General features: G+C 64.1%; 17 protein-coding genes. 13 read left to right on the top strand and 4 right to left on the bottom strand.

Translation table 11 applies throughout. The features are described 5' to 3' along the window. Position 1: 1 nt before the first annotated feature. On the bottom strand, positions 2-1255 hold the full coding sequence (locus ACI2KK_RS01070) for an ATP-binding protein (RefSeq protein WP_217840182.1): 1254 nt from the start codon (positions 1253-1255) through the stop codon (positions 2-4). Between the two features lie 200 nt (positions 1256-1455). Between ACI2KK_RS01070 and ACI2KK_RS01065 the strand changes: the two genes are divergently transcribed. From ACI2KK_RS01065 to ACI2KK_RS01005, 13 genes are all read left to right on the top strand, one after another. Continuing rightward, positions 1456-2172, top strand: a complete 717-nt coding sequence (locus ACI2KK_RS01065; RefSeq protein ID WP_217886370.1) for an SIMPL domain-containing protein — start codon at positions 1456-1458, stop codon at positions 2170-2172. A 428-nt stretch (positions 2173-2600) separates the two neighbouring features. Next, positions 2601-4226, top strand: coding sequence for an ABC transporter substrate-binding protein (locus tag ACI2KK_RS01060; protein WP_404667564.1), 1626 nt, complete (start codon positions 2601-2603; stop codon positions 4224-4226). Between the two features lie 217 nt (positions 4227-4443). After that, positions 4444-6036: an ABC transporter substrate-binding protein gene (locus ACI2KK_RS01055; RefSeq protein WP_404667563.1), complete on the top strand. Its 1593-nt coding sequence runs from the start codon at positions 4444-4446 to the stop codon at positions 6034-6036. Positions 6037-6269: 233 nt separating this feature from the next. Beyond that, positions 6270-7640: an OprD family porin gene (locus ACI2KK_RS01050; RefSeq protein WP_404667590.1), complete on the top strand. Its 1371-nt coding sequence runs from the start codon at positions 6270-6272 to the stop codon at positions 7638-7640. 72 nt (positions 7641-7712) lie between these two features. Next, positions 7713-9308 (top strand): ABC transporter substrate-binding protein, encoded by a 1596-nt coding sequence (locus ACI2KK_RS01045; protein ID WP_404667562.1) that lies wholly within the window; start codon positions 7713-7715, stop codon positions 9306-9308. 76 nt (positions 9309-9384) lie between these two features. Next, on the top strand, positions 9385-10395 hold the full coding sequence (locus ACI2KK_RS01040) for an ABC transporter permease subunit (RefSeq protein WP_217840188.1): 1011 nt from the start codon (positions 9385-9387) through the stop codon (positions 10393-10395). A gap of 10 nt (positions 10396-10405) precedes the next feature. Beyond that, positions 10406-11332 (top strand): ABC transporter permease subunit, encoded by a 927-nt coding sequence (locus ACI2KK_RS01035; protein WP_217886376.1) that lies wholly within the window; start codon positions 10406-10408, stop codon positions 11330-11332. Positions 11333-11342: 10 nt separating this feature from the next. Next, complete coding sequence (locus ACI2KK_RS01030) at positions 11343-12311, top strand: ABC transporter ATP-binding protein (RefSeq protein ID WP_217840190.1); 969 nt, start codon at positions 11343-11345, stop codon at positions 12309-12311. Next, positions 12311-13279: a peptide ABC transporter ATP-binding protein gene (locus ACI2KK_RS01025; RefSeq protein WP_217886378.1), complete on the top strand. Its 969-nt coding sequence runs from the start codon at positions 12311-12313 to the stop codon at positions 13277-13279. Before ACI2KK_RS01030 ends, ACI2KK_RS01025 begins: the two co-directional genes overlap by 1 nt. Positions 13280-13778: 499 nt before the next feature. Then, complete coding sequence (locus ACI2KK_RS01020) at positions 13779-14588, top strand: helix-turn-helix domain-containing protein (protein ID WP_404667561.1); 810 nt, start codon at positions 13779-13781, stop codon at positions 14586-14588. Positions 14589-14652: 64 nt separating this feature from the next. Then, positions 14653-16059, top strand: a complete 1407-nt coding sequence (locus ACI2KK_RS01015) for an NAD(P)/FAD-dependent oxidoreductase (protein WP_404667560.1) — start codon at positions 14653-14655, stop codon at positions 16057-16059. 30 nt (positions 16060-16089) lie between these two features. Continuing rightward, entirely contained in the window at positions 16090-16431 is a 342-nt protein-coding gene (locus ACI2KK_RS01010) for a cupin domain-containing protein (RefSeq protein WP_404667559.1), read from the top strand. Positions 16432-16482: 51 nt separating this feature from the next. Next, positions 16483-17562 carry a polyamine ABC transporter substrate-binding protein gene (locus ACI2KK_RS01005; protein ID WP_404667558.1) on the top strand — a complete coding sequence of 360 codons (1080 nt, stop codon included), beginning with the start codon at positions 16483-16485 and terminating at the stop codon, positions 17560-17562. A gap of 159 nt (positions 17563-17721) precedes the next feature. Here ACI2KK_RS01005 and ACI2KK_RS01000 read toward each other — a convergent pair whose 3' ends face one another. The 3 genes from ACI2KK_RS01000 to ACI2KK_RS00990 form a co-directional block, all read right to left on the bottom strand. Beyond that, on the bottom strand, positions 17722-19305 hold the full coding sequence (locus tag ACI2KK_RS01000) for a peptide chain release factor 3 (RefSeq protein WP_404667557.1): 1584 nt from the start codon (positions 19303-19305) through the stop codon (positions 17722-17724). Positions 19306-19453: 148 nt separating this feature from the next. Further along, entirely contained in the window at positions 19454-19783 is a 330-nt protein-coding gene (locus tag ACI2KK_RS00995) for a helix-turn-helix domain-containing protein (protein ID WP_404667556.1), read from the bottom strand. Then, entirely contained in the window at positions 19767-20135 is a 369-nt protein-coding gene (locus ACI2KK_RS00990; protein ID WP_404667555.1) for a type II toxin-antitoxin system RelE/ParE family toxin, read from the bottom strand. Before ACI2KK_RS00990 ends, ACI2KK_RS00995 begins: the two co-directional genes overlap by 17 nt. Positions 20136-20353 lie beyond the last annotated feature (218 nt).

The following is a 20353-nucleotide window of genomic DNA, read 5'->3' as shown; positions in this document are numbered from 1 at the left end:
ATCAATCTCCTCGCTTGCCATGGGGCAGGCGCAATTCGGTCAGGGTGCCACCCTGCTCATGACTATAGAGTTTCACCGAACCGCCCGCACGGGTCACGCTGGCCTTGCTCAAGAACAGGCCCAGGCCGAAGCCTTTGCCCTTGGTGGTAATGAAGGGTTTGCCAATCGCCTCGGCGATGGCCGGCGGTACGCCCGGGCCGTGGTCGCGGATGCTGATGACGATGTCCTGCAGGTCCCAGTCCAGGCGCACCTCGAGGTCGTCCGGGCAGGCATCGGCGGCATTGTTCAACAGGTTCAGCAGTGCCTGGGTGAGGTCTGGCGGCGGGGTCAGCCGCGGTACCTCGCCGTCGCGCAGGCGCTGGAAGCGGTAGCTGGCTTCCGGGCGCATCAGGTGCCAGCGGTTGAGCGCCTCGTCCAGCCAGGCGGTGACGTCCTGCTCGACGATCGCCAGGCGGCGGTTGGCCTCGGCGGCGCGTACCAGCTGCTGCAGGGTCTCCTTGCACAGTTTGACCTGGTCCTGAAGGATCTGCAGGTCCTCTTGCAGCAGCGGGTCGGTGTGGTCCTGGCGCATTTCGTTGATCAACACGCTCATGGTCGCCAGCGGCGTGCCCAGCTCGTGGGCGGCGCCGGCGGCCTGGGTGGCCACGGCCAGCAGCTGCTCGTCGCGCAGGCTCTCTTCGCGGCGCTCGGCCCGCAGGTGCTCCTGGCGGCGCAGCTCTTCGGCCATGCGTGCGGCAAAGAAGGTGATCACCCCCGCAGCCAACGCAATGCTCAGCCACATGCCGTACACCTGCATGGTGTCGCGTGCCAGCGGCAGCGTCTCCAGCGGGTAGAACTGCACCAGCAGCAGGCTGTAGGCCACCAGCGCAATGCCCGACAGCACCAGCGAGTAAATCCACGGCAGGGTCACTGCGGCGATGGCCAGCGGCACCAGGTAATACGACACGAACGGGTTGGTCGAGCCGCCCGAGTAATACAGCAGCGCACTGTGGATCAGCAGGTCGCAGGCCAGCTGCAGGGCGTATTCCATCTCGGTGACCGGCACTGACAAACGCAGGCGCAGCGCGGTGAACGCGCACAGCAACGAAGACAGGGCCAGGGTGACGGCCAGCGAGAACCACGGCAGCGGCAGCAGTTCGGTCCAGTAGGCCACGCCCACGGAACCGGCCTGGGCGGCCAGGACGAGGATGCGGATGACGGTCAGGCGCCAGAGGTTCTGGCGTGTCGCAGAAAGCGGATGTACGGCGGCGAGCATGAGCTCTCCCGATGAGTGCTCCAGGAAAATCGGCTGGAGTATACCGAAGCCAGGCGCCTCGCTGCAGCGATGCGGCAAAGCGCCACACTTTGTCACAGATTCATGATGGCACTTTTGAACCCACTACACTGTCCCCGGTCTGATCGGCCATGCGTGGGACGAATGCCGTCGCCATGCCTTTTATCGCCAAGGAGCTACACATGCACATTTCCCGTCGCAGCGCCGCGTTCGCCCTGTCTTGCGGCATGCTCGCCAGCCTGCCCGCACTGGCCGCCGACGAGCCACGCTACAACCAGGTATCGCTGCGCGCCGAAGTCAGCAAGGAAGTCGCCCGCGACCTGATGGTGGTCACGCTGTACAGCGAAGCGCAGAACACCGACCCGGGCAAGCTCGCCAAGCAGATCACCGAAACGATGAACAAGGCCGTGCAGCAGGCCCGTGATGTGAAGGATGTGAAGATCAGCCAGGGCAGCCGCAACAGCTACCCGATCTACGACACCAAGGGCCAGAAGATCACCGGCTGGCGCGAGCGCGCCGAGCTGCGCCTGGAAAGCGCCGACTTCCCGGCCCTGTCCAAGCTCACCGGCGAGCTGCTGCAAGACCTGAAAATGGGCGGCATGGACTTCTCCATCGCGCCAGGCACCCGCAAAACCAGCGAAGACGAGCTGCTCAAGGATGCCGTGGCAGCCTTCAAGGCCCGCGCCCAACTGGCCACCGAGGCACTCGGCGGCAAAGGCTACAAAGTGGTCAGCCTGAACCTCAACAGCAGCGGCTACCCGCGCCCTTACATGCGCAGCGCACCGATGGCGATGATGGCCAAGGCCGCTGACGAAGCGGCGCCGGCACCGGATATCGAAGCCGGTACCAGCGAAGTGAGCATGAGCGCCGATGGTCTGATCGAAGTTCAGGTGCCCTGACCCTCCAAATGAATAGGCGTGGCGGCGCTAGCCACCACGCCCGTTCATTTACCCCCCTGTAGGAGCCGGCTTGCCGGCGATCACCGGCAACGCCGGTGCCATCCCCCCACCCATGCTGCGTTGGCCATGGGCCCCCAACCGCCGACAAGCCGGTTCCCACAGCTTTACCAGACCTTTCCTACGCTCTATTCAGGAGCATCCGCCTGTCACCTGAAGTGCGAAACATGTTGAAAAATTCGCCTTTATCGCCCACGCAAACGTTCAACATTCGGCAAAGTTATACGAATGCGACATCCATGTACGCTCGTACTACTTTTTTGACGCCAACCCTCCTGCTGAGTGTTGCATTGGGAACGGGGCCTGCATAAGTTTCCGCAGGTCGGCTCACGAGGCCACCTCTACTAAAAAATGACAACAATGAGGCCACCATGCTCAAACACGCAGTCATTCCGTTCCTGGTTGGCGCAGGCTTGCTAGCCGGCGCACCCTCCGTACTCGCAGCCTCCAACCTGGTGTTCTGCTCCGAAGGCAGCCCGGCCGGCTTCGACCCGGGGCAATACACCACCGGAACCGACTTCGACGCCTCCGCCGAAACCATCTTCAACCGCCTGACCCAGTTCGAGCGTGGCGGCACCAAGGTCATCCCGGGCCTGGCCACCAAATGGGAGGTCTCCGACGACGGCAAGACCTACACCTTCCACCTGCGTGAAGGCGTGAAGTTCCACACCACCGACTACTTCAAACCCACCCGCGAGTTCGACGCCGACGACGTGCTGTTCACCTTCAACCGCATGCTCGACAAGAACCACCCGTTCCGTAAGGCCTACCCCACCGAATTCCCGTACTTCACCGACATGGGCATGGACAAGAACATCGCCCGCATCGAAAAGGTCGACCCGCACACCGTGCGCTTCACCCTCAACGAAGTGGACGCCGCGTTCATCCAGAACCTGGCCATGAGCTTCGCCTCGGTGCAGTCCGCCGAATACGCCGACCAGTTGCTAAAGCAAGGCAAGGCCGCCGACATCAACCAGAAGCCGATCGGCACCGGCCCGTTCGTGTTCAGCAAGTACCAGAAAGACGCGCAGATCCGCTACAAGGGCAACAAGGACTATTGGCAGCCCGATGACGTGAAGATCGACAACCTGATCTTCGCCATCAGCACCGACGCCTCGGTGCGCATGCAGAAACTCAAGAAGAACGAGTGCCAGGTCACCCTGTTCCCGCGCCCGGCCGACATCGAACCGCTGAAAAAAGACCCGAAGCTGCAAATGCCTGAACAGGCCGGCTTCAACCTGGGTTACATCGCCTACAACGTGATGGACAAGATCAAGGGCGAAAGCCAGCCCAACCCGCTGTCCCAGCTCAAGGTGCGTGAAGCGCTGGACATGGCGGTGAACAAGCAGCAGATCATCGAGTCGGTGTACCAGGGCGCCGGCCAGCTGGCGGTCAACGCCATGCCTCCAACCCAGTGGTCCTACGACACCACCATCAAGGACGCCAAGTACGACCCTGAAAAAGCCAGGCAGCTGCTCAAGGAAGCCGGCATCAAGGAAGGCACCGAGATCACCCTGTGGGCCATGCCGGTACAACGCCCGTACAACCCCAACGCCAAGCTGATGGCTGAAATGCTGCAATCGGACTGGGCCAAGGTCGGCATCAAGGCCAAGATCGTCAGCTACGAGTGGGGCGAGTACATCAAGCGCTCCAAGGGCGGCGAGCAAGGCGCCATGCTGATCGGCTGGAGCGGCGACAACGGTGACCCGGACAACTGGCTGGGCACCCTGTACGGCTGCGACGCGCTGGACGGCAACAACTTCTCCAAGTGGTGCTACAAGCCCTACGACGACCTGATCAAGCAGGCCAAGGCCACCCCCGACCAGGCCAAGCGCACCGAGCTGTACAAGCAGGCGCAGCACATCCTCAAGGAGCAGGTGCCGATCACCCCGATCGCCCACTCCACCGTGTACCAGCCCATGAGCACTGCCGTGAAGGACTTCAAGATCAGCCCGTTCGGCTTGAACTCCTTCTACGGGGTCAGTGTGGCCAAGTAACGGCCACGGTCGCCCCGGCGCAGGGGTTTGCGCCGGGGTAGTCGACCGACAGGGCGATATGTAGGGCGTTTCCCGCAGCTACATCGGAAATCTCTATCCCCCATATCAGCACCCACTAACTGGTTGCCGCTTTCTGACGCCTTTAACGTCGGGAACGCGACCTTGCAGCCGCATTTTGCCTGTCGCGGCCCGCTACGACACGGACAAAGGAACTGCCATGCGCCACACCACACTGTGCACCACCCTGATCGCCCTCGGCCTGCTGGGCCAGGCCTCGCTGAGCCAGGCCAGCAACCTGGTGTTCTGCTCCGAAGGCAGCCCGGCGGGCTTCGACACCGCCCAGTACACCTCGGCCACCGACAACGACGCCGCCGAGCCCATCTACAACCGCCTGGTGGAATTCGAGCGCGGCGGCACCGCCGTGCAACCTGGCCTTGCCACCCGCTGGGAGGTGTCCGAAGACGGCCTGCGCTACACCTTCCACCTGCGCGAAGGGGTGAAGTTCCACGCCAACAAGGCCTTCACCCCCAGCCGCGACTTCAACGCCGACGACGTGCTGTTCACCTTCAACCGCATGCTCGACAAGCAGCACCCGTTCCGCGTCGCCTACCCCACCGAGTTCCCCTACTTCGTCAGCATGGGCCTGGACAAGAACATCGCCCGCATCGAGAAAACCGGCCCGCTCACCGTGGTGTTCACCCTCAACAAGGTCGATGCCGCGTTCATCCAGAACCTTGCCATGGCCTTCGCCTCGGTGCTGTCCGCCGAGTACGCCGGGCACCTGCTGGCCAGCGGCAAGCCCAGCGACATCAACCAGCAACCCATCGGCACCGGCCCGTTCGTGTTCCAGCGCTACCAGAAGGATTCGCAGATTCGCTACAAGGGCAACAAGGACTACTGGGCGCCCGAGCGGGTGAAAATCGACAACCTGGTGTTCTCGATCAACATCGACCCTTCGGTGCGTATCCAGAAGCTGCGCCGCAACGAATGCCAGGTCACCCTGCACCCGCGCCCGGCGGATCTGGCCGCACTGCGCCAGGACAACAAGCTGCAGGTGCTGCAGCAGCCCGGCTTCAACCTCGGCTACATCGCCTACAACACCCAGCACCCGCCGTTCGACCGCGTCGAGGTGCGCCAGGCCATGGACATGGCGGTGAACAAGCAGGCGATCATCCAGGCGGTGTACCAGGACTCCGGGCAGGCGGCGGTCAACGCCATGCCACCCACCCAATGGTCCTATGACGACAGCCTCAAGGACGCCCCGTACAACCCGGACAAGGCCAAACAGCTGCTGCAGCAGGCCGGGGTCAAACCGGGCACCGAGGTCACCCTGTGGGCCATGCCGGTGCAGCGCCCCTATAACCCCAACGCCAAGCTGATGGCCGAGATGCTCCAGGCCGACTGGAGCAAGCTCGGCTTCAAGGTGCGCATCGTCAGCTACGAATGGGGCGAATACCTCAAGCGCATGAAGAGCGGCGAACACGACATCGCCCTGATCGGCTGGACCGGCGACAACGGCGACCCGGACAACTGGCTGGGCACGCTGTACGGCTGCGACGCCATTGGCAGCAACAACTACTCGCTGTGGTGCGACCCGCAGTACGACGCGCTGGTGAAAAAAGCCAAGCAGGTCACCGACCGCGAACAACGCACCGCCCTCTACCAACAGGCCCAGCAACGGCTCAAGCAGCAGGTGCCGATTACCCCGGTGGCGCACTCCACGGTCAACCAGCCGTTGAGCACCAAGGTTCAGGATTTCAAGGTCAGCCCGTTCGGCCGCAACGTGTTTTCCGAAGTGAGCGTCGACTGATGCTCAACCCTTCAGGGCCTCTTCGCGGGTGAACCCGCTCCCACAGGTTCAGTGATGCTCCTGTGGGAGCGGGTTCACCCGCGAAGGGGCCGGTACAGACGGCACACCTCCCCGAATTTGCCCGGCGATCCCGCGCAAACCCTGGCAACACCCGTAGTACCGCACCACTCCCCAGGCCCACAAGGCACGGGGCATAACTAAAAGAATCAAAGGGAGCTTCAACCTTGAAACCGATGACAAAAACCGCGCTGGCCCTGGCCATAGGCGCATGCTGCACCTTCGCCCAGGCCGAAACGCAAAGCCAGGACTTCGTCCCGGTGACGCTCAAGGCCGCCAGCGAGCAGGCCGAAGCCAAAGGCTTCATCGACGGCCAGAGCCTGTCGGGCACCACCCGCAACTGGTACGCCCGCGAACGCGCCACCCGCGCGCCGCTGTGGAAGTACACCAAGAGCGACGGCACTCGCCACGACACCCACAGCCGTGACAACTGGCTGCAGGGCACCATCCTCAATTACAGCTCGGGCTTCACCCAGGGCACCGTGGGCTTTGCCGTCGAGGCCGCCGCCTACAACGCCATCGCCCTCGAACAGGGCCGCGCCGCAGTAGCCGGCCCGAACAACCGCACCCTGACCCACAGCGACGGCGACCCGATCGGCCAGTGGAGCAAGATGGGCCTGGGCAACGTCAAGGCACGGGTGTCCAACACCACCCTGACCGTCGGCCGCCAGTCGGTGGACACCCCGATGATCGCCTACATCGGCAACCGCGCCCTGCCCTCGAGCTTCCAGGGTGCGTTCCTGCACAGCGCCGAGTTCGACAACCTGTCGTTCGACCTGGGCACCTTCGACCGCGTCTCGCCGCGTACCGAGCAGAGCCTGAGCAAGTTCCGCAGCGAATACGGCGCTGCGGGCGTGGAGACCGACCGCGCCAGCACCGCCGGCGTCAACTACCAGCCGCTCAAGAGCCTGACCACCAGCCTGTACGCCACCAAGGTGGACGACTTCTGGAACCAGTACTACTTCGGCGCCAACCACGTACTGGGCGACAGCTCGGTGCTGAGCCTGACCACCGGCCTGAACTACTACAAGACCGTGGACGCCGGCAGCAAGAAGATGGGCGAGATCGACAACGACACCTACAGCCTGTCGCTCGGCCTGACCCACCAGGCCCACACCCTCAGCGCCTCGTGGCAGCAGGTCAACGGCAACGAATACTTCGACTACCTGCACGAAACCAACGGCATCTACCTGGCCAACTCGCTGCTGTCGGACTTCAACGGCCCGAACGAGAAATCCCTGCAGATCAGCTACGTGCTGAACATGGCGCCGTACGGCGTGCCGGGCCTCAAGTTCAACCTGTACAACGCCCGCGGCTGGGGCATCGACGGCACCCACTACAAGGGCACCGCCTACGACGTGCGCGGCATGGACGGCGAAACCCACTACGAGTGGGGCATCGGTACCAGCTACGCCGTGCAGAGCGGCGCGCTGAAGGACACCACCGTGCGCGCCACCTACACCGCCCACCGCGCCAGCAAGGCCCAGGCCGACGGCAGCCTGGACGAGCTGCGCATCGTCACCACCATCCCCTTCAACATTCTCTGACCGCGAGTGCCGGGGCCCGCCTTGCTGCGGGCCCTGGCAGCTACGCTGGAACAATTACAGCAGGGAGGTTCCATGATTTCGCTACCGCTACGCGCCACCTTGGCGGCGATGTTGATAGGCGCGGCGTCGAACCTGGCGGCCAAGCCGCTGGTGGTGTGCACCGAGGCCAGCCCCGAGGGCTTCGACATCGTGCAGTACACCACTGCGGTCACCGCCGACGCCTCGGCCGAAACCGTCTTCAACCGTCTGGTCGACTTCAAGCCCGGCACCACCGATATCCAGCCGGCCCTGGCCGAGCGCTGGGACATCAGCCCCGACGGGCTGACCTACACCTTCCACCTGCGCGAGGGGGTGAAGTTCCACAGCACCGACTACTTCAAGCCCAGTCGCGACTTCAATGCCGACGACGTGCTGTGGAGCTTCAACCGCCAGCTGCGCCCCGACCACCCGTGGCACGCCAAGACCAGCGTTGGCTACCCGTACTTCGACAGCATGGCCTTCAAGCAACTGCTCAAGTCGGTGGACAAGGCCGACGCGCACACCGTGGTGATCACCCTGACCCGGCCCGAGGCGCCGTTCTTGCGTGACCTGGCCATGGCCTTCACCTCCATTTATTCGGCCGAGTACGGTGACCAGTTGCTCAAGGCCGGGAAAACCGCCGAGCTCAACAGCAAGCCGATCGGCACCGGGCCGTTCATCTTCCAGCGCTACAACAAGGACGCCCAGGTGCGCTTCAAGGCCAACCCGGACTACTTCCGCGGCGCACCGCCCAGCGAAACCCTGGTGTTCGCCATCGCCACCGACAACAACGTGCGCCTGCAAAAGCTGCGCGCCAACGAGTGCCAGGTGGCGCTGTACCCCAAGCCTGACGACGTGCCGGCGATCAAGCAGGACGCAAAACTCAAGGTTGCCGAAATCGAGGCGCTGGTCACCGGCTACATCTCGATGAACACCGAGCACAAATACCTGAGCGACGTGCGCGTGCGCCGGGCGATCAACATGGCCTTCGACCGCCAGACCCACGTCGACCAGCTGTTCGGCAAGGGCAACGCGCTGGTGGCGGTCAACCCCTACCCACCGACCATGATCGGCTACAACACCCACAACCAGAACCCGCCCCGCGACCTGGCCAAGGCCCGCGCCCTGCTCAAGCAAGCCGGTGTGCCGGAAGACACGGTGATCACCCTGTTCACCCGCAACGGCGGCGGCCCGACCAACCCCAACCCGCGGCTGTCGGCGGAAATGCTGCAGGCGGACCTGGCAAAAATCGGCCTCAAGCTCGACATCCGCGTGATGGAATGGGCCGAGATGCTGCGCCGGGCGAAAAAGGGCGAGGCGGACCTGGTGTCTGCCGGCTGGGCCGGTGACAACGGCGACCCGGACAACTTCCTCACCCCCCTGCTCAGCTGCGATGCGGCAAAAACCGGGGAGAACTATTCGCGCTGGTGCAACCCCAAGTTTCAGGAGCTGATCACCCGCGCCCGCGAAGTGATCGACAACGATGAACGCGCAAGGCTCTATAGCGAGGCCCTGGCGGTGTACGATGAGGACCAGCCCTGGATCAGCATGGCCCACCCGAAAATGTTCACCGCCATGCGCGAGAACGTGGAGGGTTATGTGATCAACCCGCTCACCAACAACAACTTCGCCACCACCAAGGTGAAGTAGAACAACAACGACCGCCGGCACCCCACACGGGCACCGGCGGCACCGCCGTACCACGGCTGATGAGGTAACCCCGACAATGTTGAGTTTTATTGCCCGGCGCCTGGGCCTGTTGATCCCGACCTTTTTCGGTATCACCCTGCTGACCTTCGCGCTCATACGCCTGATCCCCGGCGACCCGGTGGAAGTGATGATGGGCGAGCGCAGGGTCGACCCCGAGATGCACGCCCAGGCCATGGAGCGCCTGGGCCTGAACAAGCCCCTGCCCGCCCAGTACCTGGACTACGTCGGCAAGCTCGCCCAGGGCGACCTGGGTGAGTCGCTGCGCACCCGCGAAAGCGTGTGGAACGAGTTCCTCACGCTGTTCCCGGCCACCCTGGAACTGGCGTTCTGCGCGCTGCTCTTTGCCGGGGTCTTCGGCTTGCTGGCCGGGGTGATCGCCGCGCTCAAGCGTGGCTCGCTGTTCGATCACGGGGTGATGGGCATCTCGCTGGCCGGTTACTCCATGCCGATCTTCTGGTGGGGCCTGATCCTCATCATGTTCTTCTCCGTCAGCCTGGGCTGGACCCCGGTGTCCGGGCGCATCGACCTGCTCTACGACATCGAGCCGAAGACCGGCTTCATGCTCATCGACACCCTGCTCAGCGATGAGGAAGGCGCCTTCAAGGATGCGGTGATGCACCTGATCCTGCCCTCCATCGTGCTCGGCACCATCCCGCTGGCGGTGATCGCCCGCATGACCCGCTCATCAATGCTTGAAGTGCTGCGCGAGGACTACATCCGCACCGCCCGTGCCAAGGGCCTGTCGCCGGCCCGCGTGGTGTTCGTGCACGGCCTGCGCAATGCGTTGATCCCGGTGCTGACAGTGTTCGGCCTGCAGGTCGGCACGCTGCTGGCCGGCGCCGTGCTCACCGAAACCATCTTTTCCTGGCCGGGCATCGGCAAATGGCTGATCGAAGCCATCGGCGCCCGTGACTACCCCGTGGTGCAGAACGGCATCCTGTTGATCGCCTGCCTGGTGATCCTGGTCAACTTCGTCGTGGACATCCTCTACGGCCTGGCCAACCCACGCATCCGTCATCAGCGCTGAGGATCAAGCCATGACTAGCCCGATTCCAAAATCCGTCACCCCGCCCGCCGCGGTCGACCACAGCCTGCTCTACCCCTCGCCGTACAAGGAGTTCTGGCAGGCCTTCTCGCGCAACAAGGGCGCAGTGGCCGGCCTTGCCTTCATGCTGCTGGTGATCTTCTGCGCGCTGTTCGCCCCCTGGGTTGCGCCCCACGACCCCAGCGAGCAATACCGCGACTTCCTGCTCACCCCGCCAGTGTGGCTTGAAGGCGGCACCTGGCAGTTCATCCTCGGTACTGACGAGCTGGGCCGCGACCTGCTCTCGCGGCTGATTCAGGGCGCGCGCCTGTCGCTGCTGATCGGCCTGTCGTCGGTGGTGATGTCGCTGATCCCCGGCATCCTGCTGGGGCTGTTCGCCGGTTTCTTCCCGCGCCTGCTGGGCCCCTCGATCATGCGCCTGATGGACGTGATGCTGGCCCTGCCCTCGCTGCTGCTGGCGGTGGCCATCGTCGCCATCCTCGGCCCTGGCCTGATCAACACCGTGATCGCCATCGCCATCGTCTCGCTGCCGTCTTATGTGCGCCTGACCCGCGCTGCTGTGATGGGCGAGCTGAACCGCGACTACGTCACCGCCGCGCGCCTGGCCGGTGCCGGCCTGCCACGGCTGATGTTCGTCACCGTGCTGCCCAACTGCATGGCGCCGCTGATCGTGCAGGCCACCTTGAGCTTCTCCTCGGCGATTCTCGACGCCGCCGCCCTGGGCTTTCTCGGCCTCGGCGTACAACCGCCAACCCCTGAGTGGGGCACCATGCTGGCCTCGGCCCGCGACTACATCGAGCGCGCCTGGTGGGTGGTGAGCCTGCCCGGCCTGACCATTTTGCTCAGTGTGCTGGCAATCAACCTGATGGGCGACGGCCTGCGCGACGCGCTGGACCCGAAACTCAAGAACGCCGCCTGAGGAGACCGCCATGTCACTGTTGCAGATCAACAACCTGAACGTGCGCTTCGGCGACGCCAATGCAGTACCCGTGGTGGACGGCCTGGAGCTGTCGGTGGACGCCGGCGAGATCCTCGCCATCGTCGGCGAGTCCGGTTCGGGCAAGTCGGTCACCATGATGGCCTTGATGGGCCTGATCGACGCCCCCGGGCGCATCACCGCCGATGTGCTCAACTTCGACGGTACCGACATGCTCAAGCTCAGCGGCCGCCAGCGGCGCAAGGTGGTAGGCAAGGACATCGCCATGGTCTTCCAGGACCCGATGACCGCCCTCAACCCCAGCTACACGGTCGGCTTCCAGATCGAGGAAGTGCTGCGCCAGCACCTTGGCCTCAAGGGCAAGGCTGCGCGCCAGCGTGCCCTCGAACTGCTGAAAAAGGTCGAGATCCCGGCCGCCGAAAGCCGCCTGGACGCCTACCCGCATCAGCTTTCCGGCGGCATGAGCCAGCGGGTGGCCATCGCCATGGCGATTGCCGGTGAGCCCAAGCTACTGATTGCCGACGAACCCACCACCGCGCTGGACGTGACCATCCAGGCGCAGATCATGGAGCTTTTGGTCAACCTGCAGAAGGAGCGCAACATGGCGCTCATTCTCATCACCCACGACCTGGCCGTGGTGGCCGAAACCGCCAGGCGCGTGTGCGTGATGTACGCCGGCCAAGCGGTCGAGGTGGGGCAGGTGCCGGAGCTGTTCGACGTCCCCGCCCACCCCTACAGCGAAGCGCTGCTGGCGGCCATCCCCGAGCACAGCATCGGCGCCGAGCGCCTGGCCACCCTGCCCGGCATCGTCCCCGGCCGCTACGACCGCCCGCAGGGCTGCCTGCTGTCGCCGCGTTGCCCGTACGTGCAGGACAACTGCCGGCACCAGCGCCCGGCCCTCGATCCCCAGGCCCATAGCCTGGTGCGTTGCTTCTACCCGCTCAACCAGGAGGTGGCGTGATGGCCGTCGTTCTCTCAGCCCGTGAGCTGACCCGTCATTACGAAGTGTCCCGTGGCCTGTTCAAGGGCCACGCCCTGGTGCGCGCGCTGAACGGCGTGTCGTTCGAACTGGAGGCCGGCAAGACCCTGGCCGTGGTCGGCGAGTCCGGCTGCGGCAAGTCCACCCTGGCCCGCGCCCTGACGCTGATCGAAGAACCCTCGTCCGGCTCGCTGCAAATTGCCGGGCAGGAGGTGAACGGCGCCGGCAAGGCCGAGCGCAAGCAACTGCGCCGCGACGTGCAGATGGTGTTCCAGAGCCCCTACGCCTCGCTCAACCCGCGGCAGAAAATCGGCGACCAGCTGGCCGAACCGCTGTTGATCAACACCGCGCTGAGCAAGACCGAGCGCCGCGAAAAAGTGCAGAAGATGATGGAGCAGGTGGGCCTGCGCCCCGAGCACTATCAGCGTTACCCGCACATGTTCTCCGGCGGGCAGCGCCAGCGTATCGCCCTGGCCCGGGCGATGATGCTGCAACCCAAGGTGCTGGTGGCGGACGAGCCGACTTCGGCGCTGGACGTGTCGATCCAGGCCCAGGTGCTGAACCTGTTCATGGACCTGCAAAAGGAGTTCAACACCGCCTACGTGTTCATCTCGCACAACCTGGCGGTGGTGCGCCATGTGGCCGACCAGGTGCTGGTGATGTATCTGGGCCGGCCGGCAGAGATGGGGCCGAAGGAGGACATCTACGACAAGCCCCTGCATCCGTACACGCAAGCGCTGTTGTCGGCGACGCCGGCGATCCACCCGGACCCGCTGAAGCCGAAAATCCGCATTGCCGGTGAACTGCCCAACCCACTCAACCCGCCGGATGGCTGCGCGTTCCACAAGCGTTGCCCGCATGCCACCGAGCGTTGTGCCAAGGAAGTGCCGGCATTGCGGCAGGTGAGTACCCGGCAGGTGGCTTGTCACTATGCCGAGCAGTTTCTTTAGCCTTTAGATGGCTGGGGCTGCTTCGCAGCCCTTTCCGACCGGTCCGGCGCCCCGGCAAGGCCGCTCCTACAGGGGTATGCGTTTCCCTGTAGGAGCGGCCTTGCCGGGGCGCCGGACCGGTCGGAATGGGCCGCAAAGCGGCCCCGGAGATCTCAATGCATAAAGAACCAGATCAGGATGATCACCGGAATCGGCACCCCAATCATCCACAGCAGTATCGAGCGCATGGCGTTTCTCCTTGTTGTTTGCCTGACCCTGATCGCTGCACTGCCCGTGCCATTTGTGTCAAAAAATGACACCTATGGAAATCAACGGGTTGGAAAGACCAGGCCATGCAAAACGCGGGATTGGCCACGCCCGCGCAGGGTGTTTTGCAATGCAGGGGGCCTGCCAGGGCCCCATCGCCGGCAAGCCGGCTACAGGGATTGCGCCTGACCTGAACGCTGCGCTCCGTTACCCCGTCTTGCCTGCGCGCCCAAGCCCAAGGCACTATCCCCCCATGACCTCGACCACCCTCCCCGACGGCCCCGGGCAAACCCCGCTCACCGCCGACACCGTCATGCGCTACCACCTGTGCTGGAAGCATCGCGACCTGGACGGGGTGATCGCGCTCTACCACCCCGAGGTGCAATACCACGACTTCTTTCAAAACCGCGTGCTCGGTTTCGAGGAGCTGCGCGACTACGTGCGCGCCTGCCTGCCCCATGAAGCCGGCGAGGACATCGTGCACAGCGACCGTATCCGCGTCGACGGCTGCACCGCGTTCATCCAGTACCAGGTCACGGTGCAGGGCGGCGACGGGCTGGTGGCGTTCCAGTCCAGCGAAGCCATCACGGTCAAGGACGGGCTGATCTGGCGGGTCAACGAATACGCAACCCTGGTGCGCCAGGGCGGCAAGGCCGGCCAAAACAGCAGCCTGCGCCCGGCCACCAGCCGCCTGGGGCTGTCGCCGCGCCAGCTTTCGACCATGGCCCAGGACCTGGAGCACTACTTTCACAACCGCCGCCCCTACCTGGACCCGGAGCTGGACCTGCAACAGGTGGCCGACGAAAGCGGCTACAGCCGCAACCAGATCTCCTACCTGCTCAACCAGGTGCTGGGGCAAAGCTTCTACCGCTACGTCAACCAGGCGCGCCTGCAGCACCTGATGGCCAGCCTGGGCGACGAGCGCGTCGAAGCCACCATCGACGAACTGGCGTTCAACGCCGGCTTCAACTCGCTGTCGGCCTTCTACAAGGCGTTCCGCGAACACACCGGGGTCACCCCCAAGGCCTACCTGAAACAGAATTCCCTGCGTGCACGCACGTAGGACAGCCAGCGCCGCGCTTCACTAGGATCGCCCACAGACCCAGCCGGATGTGGAGCCCGACCCGATGCAACCCCTGCGCACGATCAGCCTGTGGATGGACCAGCTCGACGAGCCGCTGTGCGCGCGCCCGGCACTGCGCCAGGACCTCGACCTCGACGTGTGCATCATCGGCGCCGGCTACACCGGCCTGTGGACGGCCTACTACCTCAAGCGCCAGGCCCCGCAGTTGAACATTGCGCTGATCGAGGCCAATATCGCCGGCTTCGGCGCCTCGGGGCGCAATGGCGGCTGGCTGATGGGCAACCTGCTGGGCGAAGACCGCCTGCTGGCCAGCCTGTCACCCCAACAACGCCGGGCCAGCATCGACCTGCTGCAAGGCACCCCCGACGAAGTGCACAGCGTGCTGCAACGCGAAGGCATCGACTGCGACTACCGCAAGGGCGGCGTGCTGTATTGCGCGGCGCGCTACCCGGAGCAGGAACGCAGCCTGCGCGCCTGGCTGGACGACCTGTACCGCCAGGGTTTCAACGAAGCCGACTACCACTGGCTGCGCCCCGAACAGCTGGATGCACAGCTGCGCATCAGCAACCCCTACGGCGCGATCTTCAGCCCGCACACCGCCACCCTCCAGCCGGCCAAGCTGGTGCGGGGCCTGGCACGGGTGGTCGAGGCCATGGGCGTGCCGATCTACGAAAACACCCCGGCCCTCGACTGGCAGACCGGCGAGGTGCGCACGCCGCTGGCGCGCATTCGCAGCCACTGGGTGGTGCCGGCCGTGGAAGGCTATGCCGCCAGCCTGCCGCCACTGGGGCGCCACCAGTTGCCGGTACAAAGCCTGCTGGTGGCCACCGAGCCGCTGCCCGAGTCCACCTGGGAGCAGATCGGCCTGAGCCAGGGCCAGGCGTTCAGCGAAAACAGCCGCCAGGTCACCTACGGCCAGCGCAGCGCCGACAACCGCCTGGTGTTCGGCGCTCGTGGTGGTTACCGCTTTGGCGGCCGCCTGCGGGAGAACTTCAACCTCGACGAACACGAGATCGAGCTGCGCCGCTACCTGTTCGGCGAGCTGTTCCCGCAGCTCAAGCACGTGCGCATCACCCACTCCTGGGGCGGCAACCTCGGCATGGCCCGGCGCTTTCGCCCGCACATGCTCTGCGACCGCCAGCGCGGCATCGCCCTGGCCGGCGGCTATGGCGGCGAAGGCGTAGGTGCCACCAACCTGGGCGGGCGCACCCTGGCCGCGCTGATTCTCGGCCAGCACAACGAACTGACCGCCCAGCCCTGGGTACTCGACAACCGTCCGGTTGCGAGCCTGGCCAGCTGGCCGCCCGAACCGGCCCGCTGGCTGGGCTACAACGCCATCATCCAGAGCTTCGTCCACGAGGACCGGACCCTCGCCAACCCCGCCAGCGCGCCCTGGAGGCGGCGCCTGGCCAGCTCGCTTGCGGACTTCATGGAAGGCTTCATGCACTGACTTCCCGCCATCACACAGGACCCACCGGTCATGAGCATCACCCAGTTCAAACACACCAACAGCGTCACGCTGGACAGCTCCAACCCCGTCGCCGTACCCCTTGGCGAGCCGGTCGCGGTCACCTCGGTGACCTGCGTCGAGCGCAGCGACGGCGTCGAAACCGGCATCTGGGAATGCACCCCCGGGCGCTGGCGCCGGCAGATCGTGCAACAGGAGTTCTGCCACTTCATCAAGGGCCGCTGCACCTTCACCCCCGACGGTGGCGAAACCCTGTTCATAGAAGCCGGAGACGCCCTGATGCTACCGGCCAACAGCACCGGCACCTGGGATATCCAGGAAACCGTGCGCAAGACCTACGTTCTGATTTTCTGATCCGCTGATCGCCTGCCTTCGATAACAACAGACAAAGCAAGGTACCCCGACATGCGCACCCTCGTTCTCGCACCCCTGATACTGGCCGCCAGCATCGCCAGCGCCGCCGACTCGGTGAAGATCTACAACTGGTCCAGCTACGTCGCCCCCGACACCCTGAAGAACTTCCAGCAAGCCACCGGCATAGTGCCGACCTACGACGTGTACGACAGCAACGAGACCCTCGACGGCAAGCTGATGACCGGCAACTCCGGCTACGACGTGGTGTTCCCCTCCAACCACTTCATGGCCCGGCAGATCCAGGGCAAGGCGCTGAAGAAGCTCGACAAGTCGCAGCTGCCCAACTGGAAGAACCTCAACCCGGTGCTGCTCAAGGCGCTGGAGGTCAACGACCCGGGCAACCAGTACGGCTTCCCCTACCTGTGGGGCAGTACCGGCATTGGCTACAACATCGACAAGGTCAAGGCGGTGCTGGGCGACAACGCACCGGTGGACTCCTGGGACCTGATCTTCAAGCCCGAGTACATGAGCAAGCTGAAAAGCTGCGGCGTGGCGGTGCTGGACAACGGCCCCGAGCTGCTGCCAATCGCCCTGCACTACCTCGGTTTGCCGCACCACAGCCAAAACCCGGCCGACTACGACAAGGCCAAGGACCTGCTGATGAAGGTGCGCCCATACATCAGCTACTTCCACTCATCCAAGTACACCGGCGACCTGGCCAACGGCGATATCTGCGTGGTGGTGGGTTTCTCGGGGGATGTGCTGCAGGCCAAGAACCGCGCCGAGGAGGCGAAGAACGGGGTGAAGGTGGGCTATTCGATACCCAGGGAAGGTGCGCCGATGTGGTTCGACATGGTGGCCATGCCGGCCGATGCGCCGAACGAGAAGGCCGGCTACGCCTACATGAATTACCTGCTGCAGCCTGAGGTGATGGCGGGCATCAGCAACTTCGTGCAGTACGCCAACGGCAACCAGGCGGCGGATGCCAAGGTCGAGCCGGCGCTGAAGGCCAACACCATGATCTACCCGGCAGCGGAGGTGATGGACAAGCTGTATGCGCTGGAGGCGATGCCGGCGAAGATCGACCGCATTCGTACGCGGATCTGGACCAGCATCAAGGCCGGGAATTGATTACAGGCGTTACGCGAACCCTGTGGGAGCGGCCTTGTGTCGCGAAAGGGCCGCAAAGCGGCCCCAGCGATCTTTGCTCAACACTGAATCCTGGGGCTGCTACGCAGCCCTTTCGCGACACAAGGCCGCTCCTACAGGGTCAGGTGCAGGCTCTCGAAATCAGTGATGCTCGCGGGTAGCGCGGAACTTCACATCCGGCCAGCGCTCTTCCATCAGCGACAGGTTGACCCGGGTCGGGGCCAGGTAGGTCAGGTGACCGCCGCCGTCGATGGCCAGGTTTTCCATGGCCTTGGTCTGGAATTCCTCGAGCTTCTTCTTGTCATCGCAGGTGATCCAGCGCGCCGACCACACGGTGATCGGCTCGTAGGCGCATTCCACCTTGTACTCTTCCTTCAAGCGGCTGGCGACCACGTCGAACTGCAGCACACCGACCGCACCGAGGATGATGTCGTTGCTGCGCTCGGGGAAGAACACCTGGGTGGCGCCCTCTTCGGCCAGCTGCTGCAGGCCCTGGCGCAGTTGCTTGGATTTCAGCGGGTCCTTCAGGCGCACGCGGCGGAACAGCTCCGGGGCGAAGTGCGGGATACCGGTAAAGCCCAGCGCCTCGCCTTCGGTGAAGGTGTCGCCGATCTGGATGGTGCCGTGGTTGTGCAAACCGATGATGTCGCCGGCAAAGGCCTCTTCGAGCTGCTCGCGCTCGGACGAGAAGAAGGTCAGCGCATCGCCGATGCGCAGGTCCTTGCCGGTGCGCACGTGGCGCATCTTCATGCCTTTTTCGTACTTGCCTGAGCAAATGCGCATGAAGGCGATACGGTCACGGTGTTTCGGGTCCATGTTCGCCTGGATCTTGAACACGAAGCCTGTGAACTTTTCTTCGACCGGCTCCACGGTACGCTCGTGGGCGACCCGCGCCAGCGGGCGTGGCGCCCAGTCGACCACGGCGTCGAGCACATGGTCGACACCGAAGTTGCCAAGCGCGGTACCGAAGAACACCGGGGTCAGCTGGCCGTTGATGAACTCGTCCTGATCGAACTCGTGGCAGGCGCCCTGCACCAGCTCCAGTTGCTCGAGGAAGCGCTCGTACTCATCGCCCAGGTGCGCACGGGCTTCATCGGAGTCGAGCTTCTCGATGATCTTCGCCTCGGTACGCTCGTGGCCGTGGCCCGGGGTGTAGACGATGATGTAGTCGCCGGCCAGGTGGTACACGCCCTTGAAGTCGCGGTAGCAACCGATCGGCCAGGTGATCGGCGCGGCCTTGATCTTCAGTACCGCTTCGATTTCGTCGAGCAGTTCGATCGGGTCGCGGATATCACGGTCGAGTTTGTTGATGAAGCTGACGATGGGCGTGTCGCGCAGGCGGCACACGTCCATCAGGGCGATGGTACGCGGCTCTACACCCTTACCGCCGTCCAGCACCATCAGCGCCGAGTCCACCGCGGTCAGGGTGCGGTAGGTATCTTCGGAGAAGTCTTCGTGGCCGGGGGTGTCGAGCAGGTTGATCATGTGCTCGCGGTACGGGAACTGCATCACCGAGGTGGTGATGGAGATGCCGCGCTGCTTCTCCATTTCCATCCAGTCGGAGGTGGCGTGGCGGTCGGACTTGCGCGACTTCACGGTACCCGCGACGGAGATCGCCTTGCCCATCAGCAAGAGCTTCTCGGTGATGGTGGTCTTACCGGCGTCGGGGTGGGAAATAATTGCGAAAGTGCGGCGCTTCGCGACTTCGGCGGCCTGGTTGGTCATGGGAAATCGCCTGACTGGGGGATTAAAAATGGGGCCGTATCATACCCGAAGTTGGCCGTGGACCAAAATCCCGGGAACAGGCGGCAGCCCCACAGACCACGCGCCCCTGTAGGAGCCGGCTTGCCGGCGATGACGCCTGCCCAGGCAACTATTCCTTCTGCCCTTGCGGGTCGGCAAACCCGTCCAGGGTTACCTGCGGGCGCCCCGGCAGATGGGCAACCAACTCCAGCGTACCGCCCATCGCCTCGATGTAGTCGCGCAAGGTGGAAATCAGCATGTCGGTGCGCTTTTCCACCTTGGAGATGTTGGCCTGGCGGATATCCAGGCGCCGGGCCATGCCTTCCTGCGTCAATGCAAGCTGCTTGCGCAGTGCCTGCAGGGTCATCTCCTCGCGAATCAGCTCGCGCCCGCGCGCTTCTGCGGCGGCCCGCAGGTCATCCGGCAGGCTCTGCATCATCTGATCAAGTGTCTTTGCCATTGCTTTCACTCTCCAGCAGGTAGTTGTCAAAACGATCATCGGCACGGGTGAGCAAGCGCCGATAGAACAGCCTTTCACTCAGCCCGACCTTGTCGCCCGCCACGAGCATCACCGCGCGCCGGGCCGGGTCGAAGGCAAAGGCAACGCGCCACACGCCTTTGCCAGCCCTGAATCGCAGCTCTTTCATGTTGCGATGCCGGGAGCCTTTGAGGGTGTCTACCTTCGGCCTGCCCACTTCCGGGCCCTGGTGCTCGAGAAACCTCAACTGGCCCATGAGCTCCTGCTTCACAGCCCTGTCCAGCGTCTGGAACTCGGCGACGAATTCCTCGCAAAAAATGATCGTCCAGGCCAACAAAATACCTCCGAGAGAATATTCCCTCAAGTGATTATTGGATTTTTTTGACCTGGTAGTCCTGCACCTTCAAAAAAACCATCGATAGCAGGTACTTCAACGCCTGGCGGTACTATTCACGCTGTTTTTTCGTGCGAAATTTCCCTGCCGCCAGTGATTAACACTGGCCAAATGCCGCATCAGATGGGAACCTTTACGCCCACGGAGACGTCCACTCC

The organism is Pseudomonas sp. NPDC089406, assembly GCF_044900265.1.
Taxonomy (GTDB): domain Bacteria; phylum Pseudomonadota; class Gammaproteobacteria; order Pseudomonadales; family Pseudomonadaceae; genus Aquipseudomonas; species Aquipseudomonas fakonensis.
This window is presented reverse-complemented; position numbering and strand designations above follow the sequence as displayed.